Source organism: Meiothermus ruber DSM 1279, assembly GCF_000024425.1.
GTDB lineage: Bacteria > Deinococcota > Deinococci > Deinococcales > Thermaceae > Meiothermus > Meiothermus ruber.
The window spans coordinates 751340-776990 of the sequence record NC_013946.1 but is presented as its reverse complement, the minus strand read 5'-3'; the positions used below and the strand labels follow the sequence as shown (position 1 = coordinate 776990).

Here is a 25651-nt window from a genome sequence, read left to right as displayed (position 1 = left end):
CTTCCGCCGCAAATTGGCCTGCCTACAAGCGAAGGGTGCGGTGCGGGTCGCCCGTAACGGCAAAGGCCGACCAGAAATAGGGGTTGGGGAAAGCCCTGCGTGTGGCGAGCTGGGCCTCGCGCAGCGCTGTGGCAATGGGTTTACCGGCCCGTAGATGGGTGTAGAGGGTGACCATGAACTGGGCTGTGGCATCGTCGCGCACCGGCCACAGGCTGGTAATTAAGCTGGTAGCACCGGCGCATAAAAAGCCCCGTGCCAGGCCCACCAGCTCGTCACCACCGACCTGTTTCGCCAGCCCCGTCTCGCAAGCCGAAAGCACCACCAGTTCGGCCTTCAGGCGCATATCGTGCAGGTCGCGGGCCGCCAGCCAGCCATCGGCCAGGCGCAGGCCCGAGAACATGGGGTTATCGGGGCGGAAAGCCCCGTGGGTCGCGATGTGGAGAACCCCGGCCTGGGGTGCAGCCATAAAGAAATTCTCCAGGGTGGCCCTTTCTCCCATAAAGGTGTGGGCGTTCTGGAAGATTCGGCCGATCTGTTCGACCTCTTCAAGGGTCTGGGGAATGTGCTCGAGGGAAACGCCAAAAGCCACCAGCGGAGCGGCCTCGAGGCGCTTGCGCTTACGGCACAAAGCGTACACAGCCGCACTGGGCGTAAAGGAGACTTCCGCACGATCCAGCAGGTAGCGCTCACCATCAAACAAAGCCGCGAACGGCACGGCGTGCAGCACCCCATGGGGAACAACAACGAGGGGTTGGCCGGAGAAGCGTAGCGGCAAGGGTTCGATGAGCAGACGATACAGGGCCTGGAGCTGCTCATCCACCAGGCGCTTGAGGGTCTCCTCACCGTAAATTTTGAGCATGATGCCACCCTGAGCCACACGGCTCAGGAAGAACTCGAGCTGCTCGATATGCCGCTGAACCTGCTCCAAAGAGCCCAGGTTGCGCACCACTTCCACGCGGGTTCCTTCTATCAAAAAAGCCACAAGCCCACGGCGCGTGTGGTAGTACTCCAGCAGAACCGCGCCGGGTTGGAGGGCCTGTTGCACATCGGAGAGGCGCCGGTTCTGGGCCTGTTCGATGATGGCTGTATCGGGCTGCAGGCGCTCAATCTCGCGGACGAGCCGCGTGACCCGCTGCTCGAGGGCTGCCAATTGCTCCCGGTGGTGGCCGCGGGTTCCCTGTCCCTGCATCTCCAGGGCCACCAGGTGTTGGTTCAGCTCGCGGCGCACCCCGGCCAGCTCCTGCCGTAAGCGCCCCACTTCAGGGTCGGTGCGGCCTTGAGGCGGCCCGCCCCGCTGGGCCAGCCGGTCTACCAGGGCCCGCGACCTGGCCCGCTCGGCGTACTCAAAGGCCTCGTGCAGCCGTTGCTTATCCAGCAGCAAGTCGACCAAGTCGCGGTAAACCTCGAGCTTATCCCCCAGGTAGGCCAGCTTAAACTCGTCAACCCCGAGGTGAACCCACACCTTCTCGAGGCGCTCGATGGCCCGCTTAAAGTGTAGTTCAGCAGCATGTGTACGGTTTTCCAGCAGGGCCGTCTGGCCCCGCAGGCGCTCAATGCGAACGATGAGGTCGGGCCTCCCCAGCCCCAGCGCCAACGAAGCCGCTTCTTCCAGAAGCCGCCTGGCTTTGGAATGGTGGCCCTGGTACAACAAAGCCTCGGCCATCACGCTGAGGCCCAGGGCTCTGGCCGAGGGCAGCCCGCTTAGTACCTCGAGGGCCTGCTCCACCCGCACAACCGCCTGCCCGTTACGCCCCGACTGCACATACAAAGAGGCCAGCAAAACCTCCACCCGTGCGGCCTGGACAGCGTTGTGCTGCGCCAACCAGCCCGACCGCGCACGCTCGAGGGTCTGATGGGCCTCCTCGAGCCGGCCCTGCTTAGCCAGGGCGCTGCCCAGGGTGGTCAGGGCTTCAGCCAGCTCCATCTGCATACCCCGCTCGGCAAAAACCTCCACCAGCTCCTGGGAAAGCTGGATGGCCTCGGGCAAAAGGTTGAGGTCGAGGTAAAGGCGGGCTTCCTCGAGCCGGGCCAGGGCCGGATTGGGGCTGTCCTCGAGCCTGTCATATATCCCTCGAACCCGGCTCAACAGCTCGAGGGCCCGGCCCAGGCGGCCCTGCTTGCGGTGGAGCAGGGCAAGGTTAACGCCGCAGCCGATAAAGTCTTCGAGCTGGTTGTGGGCCCTGAAAATTTGCAGGGCCCGCTGGCAGTGGCGCATGGCTTCGTGGTAGCGATCCTGGGCTTCGTAAACCAGGGCCAGGTTCCCATGGGCCCTGCCCTGGCCCACCCTATCCCCCAGGCGCTCGAGCTGCTCCAATGCAGACCCAAGCACCACCTCGGCCTCGTGCACGCGCCCCCATCGCTGGTGGATGGCGCCGATGTGGATATTAACCAGCGCCGCCTCGCGCCACAAACCCAACCCCACACACAGCGCGCGGGTCTGCTCGGCCAAGGCCCAGGCCCGCGCCATCTCGCCGGTTGTAGCCAGGGCTTGTATTTGCTGCATACCCACACGCACCGCCCCCTCCGTGCAGCCCAAACCCTCCAGACCCCGACGGGCTTCCTCATAGAAGGGCAGGGCCTCGGCGCAGCGGCCGCGCGCCGTCAGCCCCAGCGCATAGGCCGCCGCTTCCAGCGCCCGCTCCCCGGCGGCGTCCGCACCCACTTCCGCTTTTAGGCGCTCAATCAGGCCGTTTGCTTCGGCCTCATGGGCCGCTCGCCTGCGGACTGGGGCGGACTCGTCCATCAGGCAGCGGAGCAGCTCGTTACGGTTCATGAATCTACGGAAGAATGGGTTTGGATTGCACAAACAGCACCGGCCACGCCGGATCGTATATTCGTTGCAATTCAGAGCCTGCGATCAGGCCGCCGACTCGCTATTTAGCCACACCCGCAAAGAGTATAAAGCCTCTACCACTGCAGGATCAAAGCGCTGGTGGGCCAGGGCCGCGATTTCCTCTAAAGCTTCTTCTACGCTGCAAGCAGCCCGGCCTTCCACCGCCTGGATAGCGGAGGTGTAGTGCTGGGCCACCTGTAACACATGCACCACCCGGGGAGCGGGTTCGCGCAACCAATTCTGGGATTGCCGGGCTTCTTCCCAGAGGGTTGGCAGGCGCATCAGCACCCGCGCGGCTTCGTACAAAAGGTTGTCGGGGATTGGCACATCCTGCGAGGGCTTAATACGACCCAGGGCCAGCTCGAGCAGGTAGCAACTGGCCTGCAACACTTGCTGTTCCTCTGGGGCCATCTGTAAAATCTGGGCCAGCCGGGCCGCCAGCCGAAACAAGGGGGTCTCGAGCTGCAACCTCCACTGGGTCGGGTCGTCCGAGGGCGCGAACAGCGGGGTACGGCCTTTGCGCCGCGCTTTGTCCCGGTACATCTGGTCGTCGGCCAGCCGCCACAGGCTCTGGGCATCGGCGGCCTCGCTCGGGTAGGTGGCATAGCCAAGGCTCACCCTCAGGTGGGTGCTATCGGAGACCCGAATATCTTCCAGTAAAGCCCGGTAGCGCTCGGCCACGCGCTGTGGATTCAGGGTGCTCGAGCCCTCGATAATCAGCGCGAACTCATCCCCGCCCAGGCGGTAGGCCCGGTCACCGGCCCGGGCCCGGGCCCGCAGCACCCCCCCAGCCGCACCAGCAGGTGGTCGGCATGCACATGACCGTAGTTATCGTTGATGGCTTTGAACTCGTCCAGGTCGAGCAGCATCAGCACCACCGTCCGGCCGTTAATTCGGGCGGTTAGTTGTTCTAGATCCCGCTCAAAGGCCCGGCGGTTGCCCAACCCGGTCAGGGGGTCGGTGTAAGCCGCCCAGGCCAGCTCACGCCGCAAGGCCCGCTCAACCCGCACCACCCCAATGGCCGCGGCCATATCGCCCAGGAGTTCCTGGATCTGGGTGTTGGGCAGCCAGTGCCGCTGGGTGCTGAACAGCAGCAGCGCGCTGGCTTCGTTGCTATGGCGCTGTATCGGGAAGATAAACAGGCTGCGCAACCCAGCCTCGACCAGCTCGGGGCGCCGGCCTGGGTATAGGTCGTAGCGCGGGATACCCACCTGCTGGCCGCTGCGCACGCGCTGGCCCAGTTGACGGGTGATGGCCGCCTCTACCGCCAACCCAGCACCCCAGCCAGCCTGGGCAATGGTGCGGATGGCGTGCCCTTCAAAGGCGATCAGCCGGGCCCCCTCGGCTCCAGAAAGCCGGGAGGCTTCCTCGAGGGCGTCCCGCAGAACCACCTCCAGCGGCTGCTCGCTGGAGGCCTGCAGCAGGGTGTTGATGGCCGATAACCACAGCGACTGGCGCTCAGCCCGTTCACGCAAGTACACCTCGTACAGGATGGGCGCAATGCTCGAGACAAACCGCCCCACCCAGCCCACCGCGGCCGGGTCTAGCTGCTGGGCCGTTGCATGGAGATGCAGCACCGCCCACACCTGCCGGTCTACAGCCAGGGGCAGGATCAGGTTGGCCGGGGCTTCCTGAGCCTCGGCAGGCTGTACCCCAAGCAGCCGGGTCAGGGGATGGGGCCGGTGGTCAACCTGGGCCACCCCGCCCAGCCAGCCCTCGAGCGGGCCCAGGTAGGCCGACCTGAGCGCCGACTCCAGCACCTCCTCCCGCCCCTCGAGCACAGCTTCAGGAACCCCTCGAGCCGCCCCCAGATTAAAGTGGTTGGGGCCGGTGCGCACCCAAAACAGGCCCTGCACCACCCCCGGCAGCTCATCCTGCAGCTCGTTCAGGGTCAGCTCGAGGGCAGAGGATAGATCCCCCTTCAACAAACGCTCGATCAGGGAGGCCGGCACCACCGGGGGTGTTCGCTGGGCTTTCGCCTGCGAGGGGGCTCGAGACAGGCGCAAGCGGCGGGGAGGGCGTCCTTCAGACATGGTGACACCCTTTCAAATGCCGGGACGAGCACGCGGCCTGACAGGGGCAGCACGATGTACCAATTTCGCTAAAACACACCCCAATCCAGCCAAAAACATCGGTCAAAAGCATACCAAACCTCCTGGTAAATGGAACAAATAGAGGGAATTGAGGCAATATCAGCTCACATCTGCTAAACGCACCACAAAGGCGCCTGCATCCCACGCCCGCTCGAGCTGATACACCACCTCCCGACCGGCATCCGAGCTGTAACACCCAGTAAGATGGCTGTTACGAGCCTTCCCCCCCACCCCCCCAACCCTATGGCCGTAAAGCGCCAAGGGCAGACCACCCCCGTCCGCAATCAGAGCGGCTTCGCGGTGGGCAGGGGTTTTACTCTGTGCTTCCATAACACCTCTGGTGGTTTTCAGAATCAGAATAAAAAAACCCTCCCTGGGTAGGGTGGTGTGCATAACCGTTACGTACCAGCCCTCGAGGCCCAGGGCACCTGGTTTGGGATGGGTGGGCCTCGAGCACCGGCGCGGCGGGCCAATCGTCAGCTAAGCAACAGGGTCTTCTGGGCCGGCGGTGTTAGGATTGTTCTCGATGAACGCGGCGCCTTCCTTCGTCGGGGCCTGGCAATACGCCCCTGTGCGCGACCCTAAGCTACTTCCGATTGTGGAAAAAGTGGAGGCCGGCGAGCGCCTCACCTTCGAAGAGGGTCTGACGCTCTACCACACCCCGGACTACAACACCCTGATGCGCCTGGCCAACCGGGTGCGCGAGCGTAAGCACGGCTCCAAAACCTACTTTGTGCACTCGCTGCGGCTCGAGTTCACCAACATCTGCTATGTGGGCTGTACCTTCTGCGCCTTTGCAGCCAGAAAGGGCGAGGCCCGGGCCTGGGACTACAGCGTAGAGGAAGTCGTAGACAAGGTACGGGAGAAGTGGGAGCCCGGTCTGACCGAGCTGCACATGTCCAGCGGCCACCATCCCAACCGCCCCTGGAGCTACTACCCCCAGATGGTGCGGGCCCTGAACGAAAACTTCCCCGGCATTCAGGTCAAGGCCTTCACCGCGGCCGAGATCGAGCACCTCTCGAAAATCAGCAAGAAGCCCACCCTCGAGGTGCTGCGCGAACTCAAGGAGGCCGGCCTGGTAGCGCTACCGGGGGGCGGGGCGGAGATCTTCGCCGAGCGGGTGCGCAAGCAGATCGCCAAAAACAAGGTCAAGGCCGAAAAGTGGCTACAAATCCACCGGGAAGCCCACAGCCTGGGCCTGCGCACCAACGCCACCATGCTCTACGGGCACATCGAGACCCTGGAAGAGCGCCTCGACCATATGGACAGGTTGCGCCAACTGCAGGACGAGACCGGCGGTTTTTATAGCTTCATCCCCCTGGCCTTTCAGCCCGATGCCAACGCCCTGGCCTTCAACCTGGGCAAGACCGAGTTCACCACCGGCCTCGACGACCTGCGCAACCTGGCGGTGGCCCGGCTTTACCTGGACAACTTCGATCACATCAAGGGCTACTGGGTGATGATCTCCTCCGACCTGGTGCAGGTCTCGCTGGACTGGGGGGTCTCGGACATCGACGGCACCATCATCGAAGAACACATCGCCCATGCTGCCGGGGCCACCTCGCCCCTGGGCCTCTCCCGCCAGAAGATGGTGCAGCTCATCCAGGCCGCCGGGCGGATACCGGTAGAACGGGATGCGCTGTACAACGAGCTGCGCGTCTTCGAGGCGCCCATTGGCAGCGGAAGCCGCGCCACCAACTAGGCCTTCACCCCCAACGACGCTATGTACATCCTGGGTGTTCCCCGTTACGCCAACACCGCGCCGCTCTATCACTTTCTAGACGAAGGGGATGGGGTGGCTTTTCGCTACGGCGTACCCACCGAGCTCAACCGCTGGCTTCTGGAGGGTACGGTAGACCTGAGCCTGGTCTCGTCGTACTTTTACCTCGAGCACGCAGACCAACTGCGCCCCCTACCCGACTTTAGTGTGGCCGACCTGGGCCCGGTCTACTCGGTCAATCTGTTCCACCACGCCCCCTGGCACAAGCTAAAAAACATCGCCCTGACCACCGAAAGCGCCACCTCGGTGCGGCTTTTGCAGTACCTGCTCGAGGCCGACGGAATTCAGGCCCAGTACACCCCGGCGCAGGGGGGGCTGGAGCTCCTCGAGCGCTTCGACGCCGTGCTTCTGATTGGCGATCGGGCCATCACCACCTACTACGGCCTGCTTTCCATCATCCCCGAGTCGGTGCACCAGGTTCCCAACCAGATCGAAGGCATCCGCATCACCGATCTGTCAATGAAATGGTTCGAGCGAACCCGGCTGCCCTTTGTGTTCGGGGTCTGGGCCACCCGCCACAACGCCCCGCCTCCCCCTGAAATTGTCCGCCGGCTGCGGGCCGCTCGTTCGCTGGGCCTGGGCAACCTGGCCGCTGTGGCCGGCACCGAGGCCCAGCGCCTGGGCGTGCCCGAGCGGCTGATGCAGCACTACCTGTGGAACTTCCGCTACCACCTCGAGGCCCCCGACCGGTTGGGGCTCGCAACTTTCGCCAAGGCCGTGGGCCTGCCCTACCCCGACGACTACTGGGATGTGTAGAGTCCGCCACCCCGGACGCTGGACTTTGTAACCTGGGTGGCAGAATCCCGACTAAACCACTATACATTCTGGGCCATAGCGCCTATACTCTTATTGCGAGTGATTCGCAGTAAGAGCCCACTCGAGCAAGCCAACACAAGGGGAATAACATGGTGAACCAACTGGAAATCCGCAACCTGCATGCCAGAATCGTAGACGGCGAGACCATTCTGAACGGGGTTAACCTGGTGCTACCCAAGGGCCAGGTGCACGCCATCATGGGGCCCAACGGGGCCGGCAAAAGCACCCTGGGCAAGATCATCGCCGGCGACCCCAGCTACGAGATCACCAAAGGCGACATCCTGATGGACGGGGAGAGCATCCTGGAGATGGAAGCCGACGAGCGCGCCCGCAAGGGGCTGTTCCTGGCCTTCCAGTATCCGGTGGAGGTTCCGGGGGTTTCCAACGCCAACTTTTTGCGCCTGGCCCTGCAGGCCAAAAAGGGCGGCGAAGTTAACTTGACGGAGTTCTACAGCAAGCTGCAAAAAGCCCTGGAAACCCTCGAGTGGGACGAGAGCATCCTGACCCGCTACCTCAACGACGGCTTCTCCGGGGGCGAGAAGAAGCGCAACGAGATCATGCACATGATGGTGCTGGAACCCACCTACGCCATCATGGACGAGACCGACTCCGGCCTGGACATCGACGCTTTGAAGGTGGTGGCCAAGGGGGTCAACGCCATGCGCGGCCCCAACTTTGGCGCGCTCCTGATCACCCACTACCAGCGCCTGCTCAACTACATCGTGCCGGATATGGTGCACGTGATGATCGATGGCCGCATCGTAACCTCGGGCGGCCCCGAACTGGCCATGAAGCTCGAGGAGCAAGGCTACGAATGGGTCAAAGAGCTGGCCGTGTCCAACTAAGCACGCCGCTGGCCCGACAGAACCAAGAAGGAGCCAAGATGTCCGATAACATCCTGATCGAAGACATTGGGAATGAATACAAGTACGGCTTTGTAGACGAGGTAAAGCCGGTCTGGAAAGCCGAAAAAGGCCTCAACCGGCGGGTGGTGGAGGCCATCAGCTACCACAAGGACGAGCCGGCCTGGATGCTCGAGTTCCGCCTCAGGGCCCTGGAAATCTACCAGTCCAAGCCCGTTCCCACCTGGGGCGCCGACCTCTCGGGCCTCAACATGGACGAGATCTACTTCTACGCCAAGCCCACCGAGAAGCGCGACGCGCGGAGCTGGGACGAGGTGCCTGAGGAGATCCGCCGCACCTACGAAAGGCTGGGCATCCCCGAGGCCGAGCGCAAGGTGCTGGCCGGGGTGGGCGCGCAGTACGACTCAGAGATGGTCTACCACCAGGTCAAAGAGGAGCTCCAGCGCCTGGGCGTGATCTTCGTCTCCATCGAGGAGGGGCTCAAGCACCACGAAGACCTCTTCCGGGAGTACTTCGCCACGGTCATTCCACCCGAAGACAACAAGTACGCCGCCCTCAACTCGGCGGTCTGGTCGGGTGGGAGCTTTGTGTATGTGCCCAAGGGGGTCAAGGTGGAGCTGCCCTTGCAGGCCTACTTCCGGGTCAACACCGCCGAGCTGGGCCAGTTCGAGCGCACCATCATCGTGGTGGACGAAGGGGCCGAAGTGCACTACATCGAGGGCTGCACCGCCCCCACCTACACCACCGACTCCTTCCACTCTGGTGTGATTGAGATTGTGGTGAACCAGGGGGCCAAGAGCCGCTACACCACCATCCAGAACTGGTCGCACAACATGTACAACCTAGTCACCCAGCGGGCTTTGGTGAAGAAGGACGCCTACCACATGTGGCTGGATGGCAACCTGGGCTCCAAGGTGACCATGAAATACCCCAGCAGCTACCTGGTGGAGGAAGGGGCCCGCTCGGACATCCTCTCCATCGCCTTTGCCAACACCGGCCAGCACCAAGACGCCGGCGGCAAGCTGATTTTCGCGGCCTCCCACACCGGCGGCTCCATCGTCTCCAAGAGCATCTCCAAAGGCTCGGGGCGCAGCAGCTACCGGGGTCTGATCAAGGTGTACGAGGGGGCCAAGCACGTTAAGGTGAACGTGGAGTGCGACGCGCTCTTGATTAACGAGGAGTCGCGCACCGACACCTACCCCTACATGGAGATCGAGGACGACACCGCCACCGTGGGCCACGAGGCCACCGTGAGCCGCCTCAACGACGAGCAGATCTTCTACCTGCAAAGCCGGGGCCTGCCCGAGGACGAGGCCGCCGCCCTGATTGTGCGTGGGTTCATCGAGCCGGTGGCGAAGGAGCTGCCCCTCGAGTACGCCGTCGAGCTGAACCGGCTGATCGAGCTCGAGATGGAAGGCAGCGTAGGATAAAAGAAGACTATGGCCGCCCAGACACCCGATAACCACCTCTATCTAACCGATGCCGAGGGCCGCAGAACCCACATCGTGCTGACCCTCGAGGAGTACGAGGCACTGCTCGAGGAGGCCTGGCACCGTCAGGTTATCGCCGAGCGCCGGGGGGACGAGACCTACAGCCTCGAGGATCTGCAAAGGGAACTCGAGCGTTGAACCGTGGCCTATACCCTCGCAATTTCCAAGCGCGTAGGCAAAGATATGGCCGGTTTGCCCAAAGAGGCCAGGGAACGCATCATCGAAAAGTTGAAGGAGCTGGCCAATGAGCCCTTCGCACCCGGCACCATCAAACTCAAGGGCGAGGCCTCGTATCGGGTTCGGGTGGGCGATTACAGAATCGTCTTCGACGTGGATACCAAGACCCAGACCATCACCGTGCTGGCTGTGGGTGATCGCAAAGACATTTACAAGCGATAGCGCATAAATAGGGTGTTCTGGTTGCGCCTAATCCGCAATGTAACAGGAGGAAGACCAGTGGAACTCACCTCGAGCCTTTCCCGCGACCTCGTTTTAGAGGTCTCCAAAAAACTCAACGAGCCCCAGTGGCTCCAGACCAAGCGGCTGGAGGCCTGGGAGACCTTCGTCAAGCTGCCCTACCCCACCACCCGCACCGAGGAATGGAAGTACACCGACATCACCGAGGTGCCCTTCGAGGAGCTGCCGCTCGAGCTACCCAAAGGTGGCGCGAGCGAGATTCCCCAGGCCGTCCAAGACCGCCTGGCCCAGGCCCAGCTCTCGGGCTATGCGGTGTTCGTGGGGGCCGACCTGGTACACGTGGAGCTACCGGAGGAGTACCGGCAGCAGGGCGTTATCTTCACCAGCCTGCACCAGGCCATCGCCCAGCACCCCGAGCTGGTGGAGGCCAACCTCTTCAAGGCCGTCAACTGGCACGACCTGGTGGGCACCCAGAAGAACCGCCCCGAGAACTCCAAAATTCCCGCCCTCAACGCGGCCCTCTTCACCCACGGGGTGTTCCTGTACATCCCCAAGAACGTGGAGTTCAGCAAGCCCATCGGCGTGTTTAAGTACCTGGAAGGCGGCAGGCTTTCCGGCTCCCGCACCCTGATTGTGGGCGATGTAAACAGCCAGGCCGTCTACATCGAGGAGTACATCTCGCCGGCCAGGGTGGCCCCTTCGGTGAACACCTCCTCCACCGAGATTATCGTGGGCCCCGGGGCCAAGGTGCGCCACGCCCACATCCAGCTTCTGGGCCAGGGCTTCTACCACTTCCACCGCCAGCGGGCCCACCTCCAGCGCGACGCCGCCCTCAACGACCTGGTGGTGAACATGGGGGCCTCCATCAGCCGGGCCGAGGTGCAGTCGGAGATGCTGGGGCCGGGCTCGTCCTCGGAGATGCTGGGCCTGTACTTCACCACCGGCCAGGAGCACGTGGATCACTACACCCTACAGCACCACGTGGCCGACCACGCCTACTCCGATGTGCTCTACAAGGGTGCGGCCAAAGACCAGAGCCGCACGGTATACGCAGGACTGATCAAGGTGGAGCAGGGAGCCCAGAAAACCGACGCCTACCAGACCAACCGCAACCTGCTCCTGTCGGAGGACGCCCGCAGCGACAGCGTGCCGCAGCTCGAGATCGGGGCCAACGACGTGAAGTGCTCCCACGGCTCCTCCACCGCGCCGGTGGCCCCCGAGGAGCTGTTCTACCTGATGAGCCGGGGCCTGCCGCGCCACATGGCCCAGCAGATTCTGGTCAAGGGCCACATGACCGATGTGCTCACCCGCATCCCCATCGAGCCCTTGCGGCAGTACATCGAGAGCATCATCGAGGAGAAGGTGCGGGTCTGAGTGCGCTTCCCGTGGGAGCCCCAGGGTGGGGAAAACCCGTGATAGAAGCTGTCTTTAGACCTCAATAAGCTTATGTGGATTCCCGTCGCCAAGCTCGAGGAGTTCCAGAATGGCCGCCTGGTGGTGCGGGTGGAGGGCGAGAAAACCCCGGTGCTGCTCATCCACACCGGCGAGGAAATTTTCGCCATCTCGGACATCTGCACCCACGACAAAAACCCCCTCTCCGATGGCCCGGTAGAAGGCGAGACCATCCGCTGCACCCGCCACGGGGCCAAATTCAACCTGCGCACCGGCAAGGCCACCCTGCCCGCACCCCGCCCGGTCAAGGCCTACAAGGCCCGGCTGGAGAACGGGCAGGTCTGGCTCGAGGTCTGACCCGCAGGTAGGGCGACGCCCCCTCGGCCTCGAGGGGGTGTTTGCATTAGGCCACCCAAGCGATGCAACGACCAGATCCGCCCGGGGAAAAGGTGCGCATGTGCTGGAGTTAACGCTGCGTTGGGCTGGGTCTGGCAGCTTGAGATGATCCGGCCTGACTTAACGGTCAAATTTGAACTTCTCCTGGGAAAGGGGCGCTATCCTTAAGTCTGCTGAATGCTGGGGAGGTAACCCCCCAAGCACCAGACAGGAGTCCATAAAATGCTTTCAAGTCCGCCTGTAACACGCAAAGATGGAATCCTGATCATGGATTCGCGCCATGCGATTGGCGCCCCGCAGCAGCATCAGGGCCTTCTGACGGTGTGGAACAGGCTCTACAAAATGGGCAGCCTCTACCTCGATCTGTCGCTCAAGCGCAACGAAAGCGGAGCCTTCCTGGTAGGGCAGGTGATCAGTGCGGCGCAAAAACCAGCGGCGTGGCGCGTCACCCTGCACGCGCCCGGCTATAGCCGCAGCAGCCCAATTAATGAATACGGAAACTTCCGGATACAGATCCCAGGCAAGGGCGGGCTCGAGCTTGAACTCACACTGGAAAACGAGACCTTCTGGGTGCCTGGGCTGGATGTGTAGCGGCCCGGCCGCCGGGTATTTATAGAACTTCGATTCTCGGTTCCAGGCGGTGTGCTGGCGTACAACCCAACCCCCCTTTCAAGAGGCCTGGGTCGAGCGTCGGACGATGAGGGTGGGCTCAAAGCGCCGGGCTCGAGGACTGCCTTTGTAGCCCCGGATGCGATCGAGCAACAGGCGGGCCGCCTCGGCCCCCATGGCCTCAATGGGCTGGGCAAGGGTCGAGAGGCCCCGGGCTTCAGTCCAGGGGTGCCCATCAAAGCCTAGCAAGAGCACCTCCTCACCGACCTCGAGCCCCTGCCGCTCGGCCTCTTCCAGCACCCCCAAAGCCAGTAGGTCAGCCCCGGCGAAGATGTTGTAGGGCGGTTTGGACTGCCGCATGAAGTGTTGCAAGGCCAGCCGCCCGCCTTCGGCAGAGAAGCGCGATTTGAAGACGTGGGCCCTGGGCAGCCTGCGCCCAGCCTGCTCGAGCCCATCCCGGAACCCGGCCACCCGCTCCTGCCCTACGGTATTGCGCATAACCTCATCCAGCTCTTCTTCCATCTGGATGGCAAAATACGCACCGGGGAACTGGGCCAGGTGGGCCGCGGCCATGCGCCCGCCCAGGTAGTTGTCCACATAGGCCGAGTCGTAGCGGGTGCTGTGCGCGTCCACCAGCACCACAGGGCGCTCGGTGGGGAATTTCTGGTCGGGTAGGAGATGCGCCAGGCCTTGCGAAGCCACCAGCAGCCCATCGGTTTGATACGCCAGCGAGCGGCTTTCCAGGTAACGCTGCAAACGCTGGGGTGAGAAAATGGGGAAAAGCGCAATCTCGTAGCGCTCCTCGCTCAGCACCTGCTCGATGCCCTCGAGCAGCCGGTTGTAAAACTCGGTGGAGATCACCGGCAGGATGAGCGAGACAGTGTAGCTGCGTCCACCGGCCACCCGCCGGGCGTGCGGGTTGGGGCTGTAACCCAGGCTGGACATAGCCGCCAGCACCCGCTCGCGGGTCTCCGAGCGAACCGAGGGATGGTTGTTGAGTACTCGACTGACTGTTCCGATTCCAACTTTGGCTAGGTGCGCGACTTCGTGAATGGTGGGTTTGCGTTTGGCCACGTAAGTTTCCTCTTCTGCATGGAAGCCTTTTATAAGCCAAATATAGTCTATCAGACAATCTGTACCAGAACCCCGAAAGCAGGCTTGCTCAAAGCCCGCCGGGATACCATATAAGCAGCTATGGATCTGCTATGGGTGGCGCTGGCCTATCTGCTGGGTTCGCTGAGCTTTGGACGCATTGTGGGGGCCATCCAGGGTGTCAACCTGGCCGAGCGCGATACCCCCGGTGCCAGCGGCACCTGGCGGCAGTTTGGGCCGGGTTGGGGGGTGCTGGTGGCCCTGGCTGATATCGCCAAAGGGTGCCTGGCCGCTTACTTGAGCGGGCTTCTCCAGACTTCCTGGGCTCTGCCCTTAATGGGGGTGGCGGTGGTCTCCGGGCATAACTGGCCGCTTTTCTTTGGCTTTCGCGGGGGGGGCGGCATCGCCCCTACCCTGGGGTTTTTCGTTTACCTGTACCCCGGCATCACCCTGACAGCGGTGGTTATTGGCCTGGCGGTGGCAGGCCTTTACTGGCAGTTGTACTGGAAAAGCCACCGGCAGAGCTGGTACCCCATTCCGGTAGGGGCTGTGGTGGGCTACACATATGCGCTTATCGCATTCTGGCCCACCGGGATGGGGTTCTGGGCTCTTTTGTTGGTTAGTCTCACGGTGGCCTTGCGGGGCCTGCGCCTGGCTACAAGCAGGCCGTGAACGCACACGCATGCGCATCGGCTGCATGGCGCACACCCTTTGATCAAAAAAACTGCCGCCCGAAGATGGCTCGCTTGCTAAACTGGCCTTTGTGCGGATTGTACTGGCTGAGAACCTCGAGTACACCCTGGGGGCCCGCGACCTGCTGGCGGGGGTAAACCTGGAATTGCGCCACGGCGACCGGCTGGCCCTGGTGGGGGCCAACGGCTCGGGCAAGACCACCCTGATGCGCCTGCTGGTGGGGGCGCTGGAGCCCACCGCGGGCCGGATTCACCGAAGCGAAGGGGTGCACCTGGAGCTTCTGGCCCAAGACCCCCTGTACGACCCCAACGACACCGTGGAATCGGTGCTCAAACGGGGGTTTGCCAGGGTCAGGGCCATGGAGGCCGAGCTGGCCCGGCTCGAGGCCCACCTGGCCGACCTCGAGGTCTACCAGCGCTGGGAAGCGCTGCACGAACGTTATCAGGCCATTGGCGGCTACCAGCAGCGGGCCCGTTACGAGGCGGTGCTCAAGGGTTTGCGCTTCGCGGGGCGCGAGCAGGAGAAGGCCAGCGTGCTCTCGGGGGGTGAGGCCCGGCGCCTGGCCCTGGGGGCCCTGCTGCTCTCGGGGGCGGATGCGCTTTTGCTGGACGAGCCGACCAACCACCTCGACCTCGAGATGACGGCCTGGCTGGTGGGTTTCTTGCAATCCTACGGCGGTGCCATTCTGACCGTCTCGCACGACCGGCGCTTCCTCGACCAGGTAACCCAGCGGGTGGCCTGGCTGCGCCGGGGACAGATTCGGCTCTACGAGGGCAACTACTCGGCTTTTCGCCGTGAGCGAGCCCTCCAGGAGGAGCAGGAAGCCCGCGAATACGCCAACTGGCTCAAGGAGAAGGAGCGGCGCGAGGGCATTCTGGAGCAGGCCCAGCGCTGGGCCCACAGCAGCGCCAAGCACGCCCGGCGCCTGCACAGCCTGGAAGCCCGCATGGCCCAGTTCATGGAAGAGGCGGTACAGGCCCCCGAGGCCGGCGACCCCAGCCTGCGGATTCGCTTCCCCCTGGAGAAGGAAGCCACCGCCGAGCGGGTGCTGGAGGGCTGGGAGCTTCAGAAAACCCTGGGGGGCCGCCCGCTGTTTTACATACCCCACCTGCTGGTGCGCAAGGGCGAGCGCATCGCCCTGATCGGCCCCAACGGGGCCGGCAAGACCACCCTGCTCAAGGTGCTGCTGGGCCTGCTGCCCTCCGATCATCCGGCGGGGCGGGTCAGAACCGGGCCGGGGGTGCGGGTGGGCTACTACGACCAGAAGCTCTCCGGCTTCGACCCCGAGCTCACCCTGTTCGAGACCCTTTACCGGATGCTGGGCGAGAAGGCCCATGCCGCGCTGGGGGCCTGGATGTTTCCCTACGAGGCCCAGTTCAAGCAGGTCAAGCACCTTTCGGGTGGGGAGCGGGCCCGGCTGGCCCTGCTCTCGCTTTCGTTGCAGCAGGCCAGTCTGCTGGTTCTGGACGAGCCCACCAACCACCTCGACCTCGAGACCGTGGAGGCCCTCGAGCAGGCCCTGCTGGACTACCCCGGCACGCTGCTGCTGGTCTCGCACGACCTGGCCTTCCTCGACCGACTGGCTACCCGCACCTGGCACGTCCATAACGGGCAGTTCGCCGACTACCCGGCCCCGCCCGGCGAGTATCTGGAACGCCGGAATGTGCGCATAGCGCCCGAGAAAAGCCCCGACCCCAAGCCCCAGAACCCCACCGCCAGGCCTGGCAGGGTTAAGGGCCGCTGGCACCTCGAGCGCGAGAAAGAACGGCTGGAAGCCGAGATAGCCGGGCTCGAGGCCCAGCTTCAAGCCGTGCTGGCCCAGGCCAACCAGCCCGGCCTGCACCACCTCGAGTACGCCCGGATTGCCGAGGAACAGCACCGGCTGCAAGCCCTGCTCGAGCAGGCCTTCGCCCGCTGGGCCGAGCTCTCAGAGCGACTGGAAGCCCTGTAAGGGCGCCGTCACCCCCCACCCGATTGTCCTAGCACAATCCGGCAACTTGTACCTTTTCCCGGCTGGAGCCCTGTGCATATAATGCCCTCCATCACCAAGGAGGTTGCATGGGGGTGCGGGTCAAGCTGCGGCATGACAAACATATGGCTTTGTACCGCCATATTGCCGAGGAGTTCCGCACCCGCATCGCCAAGGGCGAGCTACCCCCCGGCACCCGGCTGCCCACGGTGCGGGCCCTGGCCCGTGAGGTAGGCACCACCCGCCTTACCGTGCACAACGCCTACCGCGAGCTACAGTCCGACGGGCTGATCGAGTCGGTGGTGGGGCGGGGCACCTTTGTGAGCCCGCAAGCCCGGCCTGCCGTCCCGCTCAGCTTCGGCGAGCGGCTGGAGCCCGACTCGGTGCTCTCCGACCTGCACCGCCTGCAACACGCCCGGGTGTTGCACAACCTGGCCTTAGCCACCGCCGACCCTGCTTTGTTCCCGTATGCGGCGTTCTGGGCCTGCCTGGATAGCCTGAAACCCCTGGCCCAGGAGGTTTTTGGCTACGGCTCCCTGATGGGCGAGCCCGAACTCCGGGTGGCTATTAGCGAGCTGCTGGAGCAGCGGGGCATCGGGGCCGACCCCAAGGAGGTGCTGGTCACAGTAGGGGGTCTGCAGGGACTGGCCCTGGTCTGCCGGGCCCTGGCCGAACCGGGCGAGGAGGTGCTGCTGGAAGAGCCCACCTACCTGGGCCTGCTGGGCATCCTCAAGCAGTTTCGCCTCAAGCCCCTGCCGGTGCCCCTGAACCCCGAAGGCCCCCGGCTCGAGGTGCTCGAGGCCCTGCTCAAGCGCCACCGCCCGCGCTTTTACTACACCATCCCCAGCTACCACAACCCCACCGGGCTGCGCTTCCAGGAGGGGCGGCTACAGGGTTTGCTCGAGCTGGCCCGCACCTACGGCTTCACCCTGGTCGAAGACGACACCCTGGGCCTCTTGTCCTACGAGAAAACCCCGCCCACCCCGCTCCTGGCCCTGGCCCAGCGGATGGGCCTGGAGGCCCAGGTGGTGCACCTGGCCAGCCTCTCCAAGGTGCTGATGCCGGGCCTGCGCATCGGTTATCTGGTCGCCGCGCCGGCTTTGCTCGAGCGCTTTCTTCCCCTGCACAACGTCTCCGACATCACCGGCCCGCCCCCCCTCCTGCAGCGGGCCACCGCCCGGTTCATCCGCCAGGGCGGCCTGAAACAGCACCTCAAGCAGGTACTGCCCCTGTATCAGAAGCGGCGGGATACCCTCTTGCAATCCCTGCGCCGCTACATGCCCAAAGGGGTGGAGTGGAGCCATCCAGAGGGGGGCTTCTCCTGCTGGGTGAGCCTGCCCCGACTTTTCTCCAATCTGGAGCTGCACCATCAGGCCCTGGCCCAGGGGGTGGCCATCACCCCCGGCGAGGCTTTTTTAGTGCAGACCGACGAGACCATGCACTTCCGGCTGTGCTTTGGGGCTCAGAGCGCCGAGGGCCTGGAGGAGGGGGTGAAAGAACTGGCCAAACTGATCCGGGCACGGGTTGCACAAGAGCCGGCTTGACACAAGCGAACTAGGAGGTAGCTCTGTTATGGAAAACAAACCCAAAGCGGTGCGCGGGGCGCACTACATAGATGTGGACAACACCTATCTGGAGAAGCGGCGCTTGCGCAAGAGCGCGGGCTGGGTGCTTTTGTGGGGCCTGGGGGTCGGCGCGGTCATCTCGGGCGACTTCTTCGGCTGGAACTTCGGACTGGCCGCCGGGGGTTTTGGCGGGTTACTGCTAGCCACGCTGGTGGTGGCCGTGTTATACGTCACCATGGTGCTCTCCATCGCCGAGCTTTCCACCGCACTGCCCCACGCGGGGGGCTTTTATTCGTTTACCCGCAGCGCCTTTGGTCCCAACTGGGCCTTCCTGAACGGGGTCACCGACCTGATCGAGTACGTGATTACCCCGGCAGTAATCGTGGTGGGCATCGCCGGATATATGAACGCGCTGATCCCCGGCGTGCCGGCCTGGATCTGGTGGGCGGCCTTCTACGCCCTCTTTGTGGGCATCAACATCCGGGGTACGGCCCTTACCCTGCGGGTCTCGCTGATCGTAACCCTGCTGGCGCTGGCGGTGCTGGTGGTCTTTTACGTAGCGGCAGGGTTCTCCGGTGCCTTTAGCTGGGATAAGGTCTTCAACATCGCCCCGCAGGAAGGGGGCTCGAGCTTCCTCCCCTTTGGCTGGTATGGGGTCTTTGCGGCGCTGCCGTTTGCCATCTGGTTTTATCTGGCCATCGAGCAGCTCCCCCTGGCCGCCGAGGAGTCCCACGACGTGGTGCGGGACATGCCGCGGGCCCTCATCCTGGGCATTATCACCCTGCTGGTGCTCTCGGTGCTGACCCTCATCCTCAACACCGGGGTGGCCGGGGCCAAGGAGGTGGGTGAGTCGGGCGCGCCGCTGGAACTGGGCTTCAAGGCGGTCTTCGGCGACGCCGCTACCAGCACCTTCCTGACCCTGATTGCCATTACCGGCCTGGTGGCCAGCTTCCACGCCATCATCTACGCCTACGGGCGGCTCATCTTCGCCCTCTCGCGGGCCGGCTACCTGCCGACCGGGCTTTCCATCGTGAGCCGCTACCACACCCCGCACTTCGCCCTGATTCTGGGTGCGGTGGTGGGCTTTTTGATGTGCGTGCTGATCAGCACCTTCTCGGACAGCGTGGGCGCGGCCCTGCTCAACATGGCGGTCTTCGGCGCGGTGATCTCCTACGCCATGGTGATGTTTGCCTACATCCGCCTGGCCCGCACCCGCCCCGACCTGCCCCGCCCCTACAAAAGCCCGCTGGGCGTGCCGGGGGCCTGGGTGGGGGCCATTCTGGCCCTGGTCTGCCTGGCCGCCACCTTCGCGGTGGAAAGCTACCGGCCGGGGGTGGTGGGCACGGCGGTGTTTGTGGTGCTGATGATGGCCTACTACTGGTTCTATAGCCGCTTCCGCCTGGTGGCCCAGGCCCCCGAGGAGGAAGCCGCCCTGATTGCCGAGGCCCAGCGGGAGATTCGCTAAGGCCCGGCCCGATGCCGGGTCTGTCGTATGACCCAAAAGGTGTGGGAAGAGACCCTCGAGCGCAGCAAATGTGCGCCCTCCAGGCGCAGAGGTGGTAATAGATGACGGAAAACGCCGCAAGAAATCTCAGTTGGCTGGCCGCCAAGGTTGGCACCGGCGAGATTGACACAGTTTTGGTGGGCTTCCCCGACCACTACGGGCGGCTGATGGGCAAGCGCTTCGAGGCTGAGTACTTTCTGGAAGAGGTGGCAGAGCGCGGCACCCACGGCTGCGACTACCTGCTCACCACCGACATGGAGATGGAGCCAGTGCAGGGCTACCGCTTTGCCAACTGGGAGCTGGGCTACGGCGACTTTCACTTAGTGCCCGACCTTGCCACCCTGCGGCCTGCGACCTGGCTCGAGAAGAGCGCCATCGTGCTGTGCGACCTCGAGGACGAGCGCACCCACCGCCTGGTTGGGGTGGCCCCCCGCACCCTTCTAAAACAACAGCTCGAGCGGGCCAGGGCCATGGGCTACACCGTGATGGCGGCCTCGGAGCTGGAGTACTACCTTTACCGGGTCTCCTACCGCCAGGCCCACCAGCAGGGGTACGCCGGGCTCGAGCCCGCCGGGTACTACCTCGAGGACTACCACCTGCTCCAAGGCACCCGCGAGGAACCCTTTACCCGCGCGGTGCGCCAGCACCTGAAGGCTTCCGGCATCCCGGTGGAGAACTCCAAAGGGGAGTGGGGCCTGGGCCAGCACGAGGTGAACCTGCGCTACGCCGAGGCCCTGGAGATGGCCGACCGGCACGTCCTCTTCAAGCAGTGTCTGAAAGAGGTGGCCGAGTCCATGGGCCTTTCCGTGACCTTTATGGCCAAGCCCCACCACGGCCAGGCCGGTTCTTCCTGCCACATCCACCTCTCGCTCTGGAAGGACGGCCAGAACGCCTTCGCCGGCGAGGAGGCCTTTGGACCGGTGCAGGGCTCGAAGGTCTTCGGGCAGTTTCTGGCTGGCTGGATTGCCCACATCCCCGACTTCATGCCCTTCTACGCCCCCACCGTCAACAGCTACAAACGCTACGAGGACGGCTCCTGGGCCCCCACCCGGCTGGCCTGGAGCTACGACAACCGCACCGCCGGGTTCCGCGTGGTGGGGCGGGGGGCCTCGCTGCGCATCGAGTGCCGGATTGGGGGGGCCGACCTGAACCCCTACCTGGCCCTGGCCGCCGCGCTGGCCTCGGGGCTCGATGGGCTGGAGCAGGGCCTCACCCCGCCCCCCATCTTCCAGGGCGACATCTACCAGGCCCGCCACCTGCCGCGAGTACCCTACACCCTGGGCGAGGCCGCCGAGGGGTTTGCCCGGAGTACCTTTGCCAAAGCCACCCTGGGCGAAGCGGCCCACGAGCACTACACTCACTTTTTCAAGAGCGAGTGGCAGGCCTTCAACCGGGCCGTCACCGACTGGGAGCGCAAGCGGTATTATGAGCGGATTTGAGGGAGGTCTTGCATGCAACTAGCCGACAAAGTAGCCCTGATTACCGGAGCCGCCAGCGGGATTGGCCGCGAGGCCGCGCTGCTTTTTGCCCGCGAGGGGGCCAGGGTGGTGGCGGTGGATCTCTCGGAAAAAGGCCTCGAGACCGTGGAGGCCATTCGAAGCGCGGGGGGCCAGGCCCACTTCGTGCAGGCCGATGTCTCGAAGGCCGAGGATGCCCAGCGGATGGTGTCGGAGGCCGAACGGGTCTTTGGGCGGCTGGAGATCCTCTTTAACAACGCGGGCATCTCCCACGCCGAGGACGACGACGCCATCCACACCAGCGAGGCGGTCTGGGATCTGACCTTCGCGGTCAACGTCAAGGGGGTCTTCCTGGGCTGCAAGTACGGCATCCCGGCTTTGCAGCGGGCCGGGGGCGGCAGCATCATCAACACCGCTTCCTTTGTGGCCTTTATGGGGGCCGCCACCCCCCAACTGGCCTACACCGCCAGCAAGGGGGCGGTGCTCTCCATGACCCGCGAGCTGGCGGTCATCCACGCCCGGCAGGGCATCCGGGTGAATGCGCTCTGCCCGGGCCCCTTGCAGACCGAGCTCTTGATGAAATACCTGGACACCCCCGAGAAGCGCCAGCGCCGGCTGGTGCACATCCCCATGGGCCGCTTCGGCCAGGCCGCCGAGATTGCCCAGGCCGCTTTGTACCTGGCGAGCCCGGCCTCTTCGTTCATGACCGGGGCGGCTTTGCTGGTGGATGGGGGTATCACCGCCGCCTACGTCACCCCGGAGTGAGGCCATGCAGATTCAAAAAACCATCAGCCCCGTAGACGGGCGCGTGTACGTCGAGCGAACCCTGGCCGGGCCAGCGGAGCTCGAGCACGCCCTGGCCCTGGCCGCCCGGGCCCAGAAAGCCTGGGCCCAGACCCCGCTGGACGGGCGGCTGGCCGTGGTGAACCGCATGGTGGAGGTCATGCTGGGGGCCACAGAGGCAATAGCCGAGGAACTGACCTGGCAGATGGGCCGGCCCATCCGCTACAGCCCCAAGGAGATTCAGGGGGGCTTTGCCGAGCGGGCCCGCTACATGGCCCGCATCGCCCCGGCCGCCCTGCAGGATATCCCCGCCGAGGCCCTGCCGGGCTTCACCCGCTTCATCCGGCGGGAGCCTTTGGGGGTGGTGCTGGTGCTGGCCCCCTGGAACTACCCCTACCTGACCTCGGTCAACACCATCGTACCGGCCATCCTGGCCGGGAATGCGGTGCTGCTCAAGCACTCCGCCCAGACCCCCCTGGTGGCCGAGCGCTACGCCTGGGCCTTCCAGGAGGCCGGGCTGCCGGAGGGGGTCTTCCAGTACCTGCACATGGACCACGACCTCACCGCCCAGGCCATCGCCGACCCGCGGGTGGCCTTCGTGGCCTTTACCGGCTCGGTGGCGGGGGGGCGGGCGGTGGAGCGGGCCGCCGCGGGGCATTTCAAGGGGGTGGCCCTCGAGCTTGGCGGCAAAGACCCGGCCTATGTGCGGCCCGACGCCGACCTCGAGTACAGCGCGGTCAACCTGGTGGATGGGGCCATGTTCAACTCGGGCCAGTCGTGCTGCGGGGTGGAGCGCATCTACGTGCACGAGTCCATCTACCAGCCTTTCGTGGAGGCCTTCGTGGCCGAGACCCTGCGGCTTCGGCTGGGCAACCCCCTCGAGCCCGAGACCACCCTGGGCCCCATGGTGCGCACCGAGGCCGCCGAGTTCGTGCGGGCCCAGATTGCCGAGGCCATCGCCCAGGGAGCCCAGGCCCTCATCAACCCCAAGGACTTCCCCGCCGACGCCCCCGGCACGCCCTACCTGGCCCCCCAGGTGCTGGTCAACGTGAACCACCGGATGCGGGTGATGGTGGAGGAGAGCTTTGGCCCGGTGGTGGGCATTATGCCGGTCAAAAACGACGAAGAAGCCCTGTTGCTGATGAACGACTCCCCCTACGGCCTCACCGCCTCCATCTGGAGCCAGGACGAGGACGCAGCCCTGCGACTCGGGGCAGGCCTCGAGACCGGCACGGTCTTCCTCAACCGCTGCGACTACCTCGATCCGGCGCTGGCCTGGACTGGGGTCAAGGAGTCCGGGCGGGGCTGCTCGCTCTCGGTGCTGGGCTACGAGCAGCTCACCCGGCCCAAGTCGTACCACCTGCGCAAACCATGAAACTCGCCGTACTGGTCTGCGACGAACCCCCGCCGGGCTTGAGCGGGATTGCCGGCGATTACCCCGCCATGTTCGAGCGGCTGCTGGGCCAGGCCCTCACCCCCTTCGACGTGCGGGCGGGGCAGTACCCGGCCCAGGTAGAGGATTTTCAGGGCTATCTGATTACAGGCTCGCGGGCCTCAGTCTACGACCCCCTGCCCTGGATCCCCCCGCTGGAAGATTTCGTGCGGGCCGTGGCCGCCTCGCCCAGCAAGCTGGTGGGGATCTGCTTCGGCCATCAGATGATTGGGCAGGCCCTGGGCGGGCGGGTGGAGCGCTGGCCCCTGGGCTGGGGGGTGGGAATCCACCGTTTTTCGGTCTACCGGCGGGCCCCCTGGATGGAACCATTCCTGGAGGAGTTTCGGCTCATCCTCTCCTGCCAGGATCAGATTACCGAGCTGCCGCCAGGGGCGGTGGTGCTGGGCGGGAGCGCGTTCAGCCCCCATGCCCTGATCCAGATAGGCCCCAACGTGCTGGGTATGCAGCCCCACCCGGAGTTCCCCAAAGCCTTCGCCGAGGCCCTCCTGGAGCAGCGGCGTCACCTGGTAGGGGAGGAACGCTACGCCGAGGCCAGGGCCAGCTTGGCCCTGGAGCCCAGCGCCAAGGAGGTGGCCGGCTGGATTCGGAATTTTCTCGCTACCGGGCCTTCTTAAGGCAGTATCCCCCCTTCGATCAGCTCACCGAGGCCGACTGGGTGGGGCTCGAGGGGGCCCTTACCCTCCATCGCTTTACCCCAGGGGCAGTGATCCTCGAGCCCACCGGGAAGGAGGCCGAGGGCCTGTACGTGGTTTACCAGGGCACGGTGCGGCTGGAGCAGGACGGGCAGGCCGTGGCCTGGCTCGAGCCCGGCGAGGCCTTTGGCTACCCCTCCCTGCTGGGCCAGCAACCCCCCAGCCTGACGGTGCGGGCCGAAGGCGAGGCCACCTGTTTGCGCCTGAGCAAAGGGGCCTTCCGCCAACTGCTGCAAAAACCCGGCTTTGCCCTGTTCTTTAGCGCCCGGCTGGCCGAGCGGCTGCGGCTGTTGCAGCCGGTGGCCCTCCACCTGCCCGACCTGGGGCAGCCGGCCGGCGAGGCCGCCGAAGCCCCGGTCTGGCTCGAGGCCGGCGCCACCGTCGCCCAGGCCGCCCGGCTCATGCGCGAGCGGGGGGTGAGCGCGTTGCTCCTCCAGCAGCCCCAGGGGCTCTCTATCCTTACCGACCGCGATCTGCGCAACCGGGTGCTGGCCGAGGAACTCGCCTACAGCACCCCCGCGGCCCGCGTAGCCAGCGCCCCGGCCAAAACCCTGCCTGCCAGCACCCCCCTCTACGAAGCCCTGGCCTACATGGAGCAACAGGGCATCCACCACCTGCCGCTCACCCAGGGCCAGCAGGTGGTGGGCCTGCTGACCGACCGGGCCTTCCTGCGGCGCTGGCTCCAGACCCCTTTGGCCCTGCTGCGCCGGCTTTCGCAAGCCGACGACCCCCACGCGCTTTCGGATTACCGCCCGCAGCTCGAGGCCATCGTGCAGCAGATGTTGGCGGCAGGGTTCGCGGTACAGGCCATCACCCGGCAGGTGAGCCTCCTCACCGACGCCCTCACCCGCAGCCTCCTCCGCCGGGCCGAGCAAGCCCTGGGCCCCCCGCCCTGCCCCTACGCCTGGCTGGCCCTGGGCTCCGAGGGCCGCGCCGAGCAGGCCCTGCTCACCGACCAGGACAACGCCCTGGCCTACCAGGAGCAAAGCGCCGCTGGCTACTTTCAGGCCCTGGCCCGGCAGGTGCTGGACGGGCTGTTGCAAGCGGGGCTCCCCCCCTGCCCCGGGGGTTTTATGGCCGACCGCTGGGGTTTTCCCCTGGCCGAGTGGGAAGCCCGCTTCGACCATTGGCTGACCAACCCCGAAGGCGAGAACCTGCTGGAAGCCCAGATCTTCCTCGACTTTCGCAGCATAGCCGGGGGGCTTTCCCTCGAGCCCCTCACAGACCGCCTGCGCCGGGCCTCGCAAAACCGGCCCTTCCTTACCGCGCTGGCCCGCTCGGCCCTGGTCTTCACCCCGCCTCTGGGCTTGCTGGGCCGCCTCCGCTTCGAGGAGGGCACCATCAACCTCAAGAAAGGGGGCCTGGCCGCTATTGTGGCGCTGGCGCGGGTGTATGGCCTCGAGGCCCAGAGCCTGACCCGCCCCACCCTCGAGCGCCTGCGGGCCGCCGCGCTGGCCAGGGTAATCTCCAAAGAAGAAGCGGAAGACCTCAGCGAGGCCTTTTTGTTCCTGTCCCACCTGCGCCTGCGCCACCAGCTCCAGGCCCTGTCCCAGGGCCAGCCCCCCACCAACCGGGTGGCCCAGGCTGCCCTCACCCCCCGCGAACTGCAGATGCTGCGCCAGGTTTTTTTGCGGATTCGCCAGGCCCAGCAGACCCTGGCGGCGCGCTTCAGGTTGCAGGTGCTTTAGAATGAAGGCCACGATGGTTGGGCTTTGTCGCTGATGCCGTTCCGAAGCAGGCCGCAGCAAAAAAAC

At 65.0% G+C, this 25651-nt stretch carries 21 protein-coding genes and 1 pseudogene; 18 read left to right on the top strand and 4 right to left on the bottom strand.

Annotated features, from left to right (window positions below):
• Positions 1-22: 22 nt before the first annotated feature.
• The 3 genes and pseudogenes from MRUB_RS04005 to MRUB_RS03995 all read right to left on the bottom strand — a co-directional run bounded on the left by MRUB_RS04005 (position 23) and on the right by MRUB_RS03995 (position 5256).
• On the bottom strand, positions 23-2773 hold the full coding sequence (locus MRUB_RS04005) for a CHAT domain-containing protein (RefSeq protein WP_013013074.1): 2751 nt from the start codon (positions 2771-2773) through the stop codon (positions 23-25).
• An 84-nt stretch (positions 2774-2857) separates the two neighbouring features.
• Positions 2858-4866 (bottom strand): annotated as a pseudogene (locus MRUB_RS16265) (GGDEF domain-containing protein).
• A 159-nt stretch (positions 4867-5025) separates the two neighbouring features.
• The gene (locus tag MRUB_RS03995; RefSeq protein ID WP_235438156.1) at positions 5026-5256 is read right to left on the bottom strand and encodes a hypothetical protein; all 231 of its coding nucleotides are present in this window, start codon (positions 5254-5256) and stop codon (positions 5026-5028) included.
• 196 nt (positions 5257-5452) lie between these two features.
• Between MRUB_RS03995 and mqnE the strand changes: the two genes are divergently transcribed.
• From mqnE to MRUB_RS03950, 9 genes are all read left to right on the top strand, one after another.
• On the top strand, positions 5453-6628 hold the full coding sequence (gene mqnE, locus MRUB_RS03990) for an aminofutalosine synthase MqnE (protein ID WP_013013072.1): 1176 nt from the start codon (positions 5453-5455) through the stop codon (positions 6626-6628).
• A 21-nt stretch (positions 6629-6649) separates the two neighbouring features.
• On the top strand, positions 6650-7462 hold the full coding sequence (locus tag MRUB_RS03985; protein WP_013013071.1) for a menaquinone biosynthetic enzyme MqnA/MqnD family protein: 813 nt from the start codon (positions 6650-6652) through the stop codon (positions 7460-7462).
• Positions 7463-7611: 149 nt separating this feature from the next.
• On the top strand, positions 7612-8367 hold the full coding sequence (gene sufC, locus MRUB_RS03980) for a Fe-S cluster assembly ATPase SufC (protein ID WP_013013070.1): 756 nt from the start codon (positions 7612-7614) through the stop codon (positions 8365-8367).
• Between the two features lie 38 nt (positions 8368-8405).
• A complete protein-coding gene (gene sufB, locus MRUB_RS03975) occupies positions 8406-9815 on the top strand; it encodes a Fe-S cluster assembly protein SufB (protein ID WP_013013069.1) in 1410 nt (469 codons plus the stop codon).
• Between the two features lie 9 nt (positions 9816-9824).
• Positions 9825-10013 carry a hypothetical protein gene (locus MRUB_RS03970; protein WP_013013068.1) on the top strand — a complete coding sequence of 63 codons (189 nt, stop codon included), beginning with the start codon at positions 9825-9827 and terminating at the stop codon, positions 10011-10013.
• A gap of 3 nt (positions 10014-10016) precedes the next feature.
• On the top strand, positions 10017-10274 hold the full coding sequence (locus MRUB_RS03965) for a type II toxin-antitoxin system RelE family toxin (RefSeq protein ID WP_013013067.1): 258 nt from the start codon (positions 10017-10019) through the stop codon (positions 10272-10274).
• A 57-nt stretch (positions 10275-10331) separates the two neighbouring features.
• Entirely contained in the window at positions 10332-11666 is a 1335-nt protein-coding gene (sufD, locus tag MRUB_RS03960) for a Fe-S cluster assembly protein SufD (protein WP_013013066.1), read from the top strand.
• 72 nt (positions 11667-11738) lie between these two features.
• Entirely contained in the window at positions 11739-12041 is a 303-nt protein-coding gene (locus tag MRUB_RS03955; protein WP_013013065.1) for a non-heme iron oxygenase ferredoxin subunit, read from the top strand.
• Positions 12042-12347: 306 nt separating this feature from the next.
• Positions 12348-12671, top strand: coding sequence for a hypothetical protein (locus MRUB_RS03950; RefSeq protein ID WP_015586427.1), 324 nt, complete (start codon positions 12348-12350; stop codon positions 12669-12671).
• A gap of 78 nt (positions 12672-12749) precedes the next feature.
• Here MRUB_RS03950 and MRUB_RS03945 read toward each other — a convergent pair whose 3' ends face one another.
• Positions 12750-13763, bottom strand: coding sequence for a LacI family DNA-binding transcriptional regulator (locus tag MRUB_RS03945; RefSeq protein WP_013013063.1), 1014 nt, complete (start codon positions 13761-13763; stop codon positions 12750-12752).
• A gap of 120 nt (positions 13764-13883) precedes the next feature.
• Here MRUB_RS03945 and MRUB_RS03940 point away from each other — a divergent pair, with 120 nt between their 5' ends.
• The 9 genes from MRUB_RS03940 (at position 13884) to MRUB_RS03900 (ending at position 25585) form a co-directional block, all read left to right on the top strand.
• Positions 13884-14453: a glycerol-3-phosphate acyltransferase gene (locus MRUB_RS03940; RefSeq protein WP_013013062.1), complete on the top strand. Its 570-nt coding sequence runs from the start codon at positions 13884-13886 to the stop codon at positions 14451-14453.
• Between the two features lie 91 nt (positions 14454-14544).
• Positions 14545-16425, top strand: a complete 1881-nt coding sequence (gene abc-f, locus MRUB_RS03935) for a ribosomal protection-like ABC-F family protein (protein WP_013013061.1) — start codon at positions 14545-14547, stop codon at positions 16423-16425.
• Between the two features lie 107 nt (positions 16426-16532).
• The gene (locus tag MRUB_RS03930; RefSeq protein ID WP_013013060.1) at positions 16533-17987 is read left to right on the top strand and encodes an aminotransferase-like domain-containing protein; all 1455 of its coding nucleotides are present in this window, start codon (positions 16533-16535) and stop codon (positions 17985-17987) included.
• Positions 17988-18015: 28 nt separating this feature from the next.
• Positions 18016-19473, top strand: a complete 1458-nt coding sequence (gene eat / locus MRUB_RS03925) for an ethanolamine permease (RefSeq protein WP_013013059.1) — start codon at positions 18016-18018, stop codon at positions 19471-19473.
• 101 nt (positions 19474-19574) lie between these two features.
• On the top strand, positions 19575-20951 hold the full coding sequence (locus MRUB_RS03920) for a glutamine synthetase family protein (RefSeq protein ID WP_013013058.1): 1377 nt from the start codon (positions 19575-19577) through the stop codon (positions 20949-20951).
• A gap of 12 nt (positions 20952-20963) precedes the next feature.
• A complete protein-coding gene (locus tag MRUB_RS03915) occupies positions 20964-21734 on the top strand; it encodes a glucose 1-dehydrogenase (RefSeq protein WP_013013057.1) in 771 nt (256 codons plus the stop codon).
• A gap of 4 nt (positions 21735-21738) precedes the next feature.
• Complete coding sequence (locus MRUB_RS03910; RefSeq protein ID WP_013013056.1) at positions 21739-23127, top strand: aldehyde dehydrogenase family protein; 1389 nt, start codon at positions 21739-21741, stop codon at positions 23125-23127.
• Positions 23124-23819 (top strand): GMP synthase, encoded by a 696-nt coding sequence (locus tag MRUB_RS03905; protein ID WP_013013055.1) that lies wholly within the window; start codon positions 23124-23126, stop codon positions 23817-23819. The genes MRUB_RS03910 and MRUB_RS03905 overlap by 4 nt, the downstream gene beginning before the upstream one ends.
• 41 nt (positions 23820-23860) lie before the next feature.
• A complete protein-coding gene (locus MRUB_RS03900) occupies positions 23861-25585 on the top strand; it encodes a DUF294 nucleotidyltransferase-like domain-containing protein (protein WP_013013054.1) in 1725 nt (574 codons plus the stop codon).
• The last annotated feature ends 66 nt before the right edge of the window (positions 25586-25651 follow it).

What these genes read in the sequence shown, in the direction of transcription:
- MRUB_RS03955 (WP_013013065.1), top strand. Translation starts at nt 11,739, where the DNA reads ATGTGGATTCCCGTCGCCAAGCTCGAGGAGTTCCAGAATGGCCGCCTG.
- MRUB_RS03970 (WP_013013068.1), top strand. Translation starts at nt 9,825, where the DNA reads ATGGCCGCCCAGACACCCGATAACCACCTCTATCTAACCGATGCCGAG.
- MRUB_RS03930 (WP_013013060.1), top strand. Translation starts at nt 16,533, where the DNA reads ATGGGGGTGCGGGTCAAGCTGCGGCATGACAAACATATGGCTTTGTAC.
- MRUB_RS04005 (WP_013013074.1), bottom strand. Translation starts at nt 2,773, where the DNA reads ATGAACCGTAACGAGCTGCTCCGCTGCCTGATGGACGAGTCCGCCCCA.
- eat (WP_013013059.1), top strand. Translation starts at nt 18,016, where the DNA reads ATGGAAAACAAACCCAAAGCGGTGCGCGGGGCGCACTACATAGATGTG.
- sufC (WP_013013070.1), top strand. Translation starts at nt 7,612, where the DNA reads ATGGTGAACCAACTGGAAATCCGCAACCTGCATGCCAGAATCGTAGAC.
- MRUB_RS03910 (WP_013013056.1), top strand. Translation starts at nt 21,739, where the DNA reads ATGCAGATTCAAAAAACCATCAGCCCCGTAGACGGGCGCGTGTACGTC.
- MRUB_RS03915 (WP_013013057.1), top strand. Translation starts at nt 20,964, where the DNA reads ATGCAACTAGCCGACAAAGTAGCCCTGATTACCGGAGCCGCCAGCGGG.
- sufB (WP_013013069.1), top strand. Translation starts at nt 8,406, where the DNA reads ATGTCCGATAACATCCTGATCGAAGACATTGGGAATGAATACAAGTAC.
- MRUB_RS03985 (WP_013013071.1), top strand. Translation starts at nt 6,650, where the DNA reads ATGTACATCCTGGGTGTTCCCCGTTACGCCAACACCGCGCCGCTCTAT.
- MRUB_RS03905 (WP_013013055.1), top strand. Translation starts at nt 23,124, where the DNA reads ATGAAACTCGCCGTACTGGTCTGCGACGAACCCCCGCCGGGCTTGAGC.
- mqnE (WP_013013072.1), top strand. Translation starts at nt 5,453, where the DNA reads ATGAACGCGGCGCCTTCCTTCGTCGGGGCCTGGCAATACGCCCCTGTG.
- MRUB_RS03995 (WP_235438156.1), bottom strand. Translation starts at nt 5,256, where the DNA reads ATGGAAGCACAGAGTAAAACCCCTGCCCACCGCGAAGCCGCTCTGATT.
- MRUB_RS03940 (WP_013013062.1), top strand. Translation starts at nt 13,884, where the DNA reads ATGGATCTGCTATGGGTGGCGCTGGCCTATCTGCTGGGTTCGCTGAGC.
- MRUB_RS03950 (WP_015586427.1), top strand. Translation starts at nt 12,348, where the DNA reads ATGGATTCGCGCCATGCGATTGGCGCCCCGCAGCAGCATCAGGGCCTT.
- MRUB_RS03920 (WP_013013058.1), top strand. Translation starts at nt 19,575, where the DNA reads ATGACGGAAAACGCCGCAAGAAATCTCAGTTGGCTGGCCGCCAAGGTT.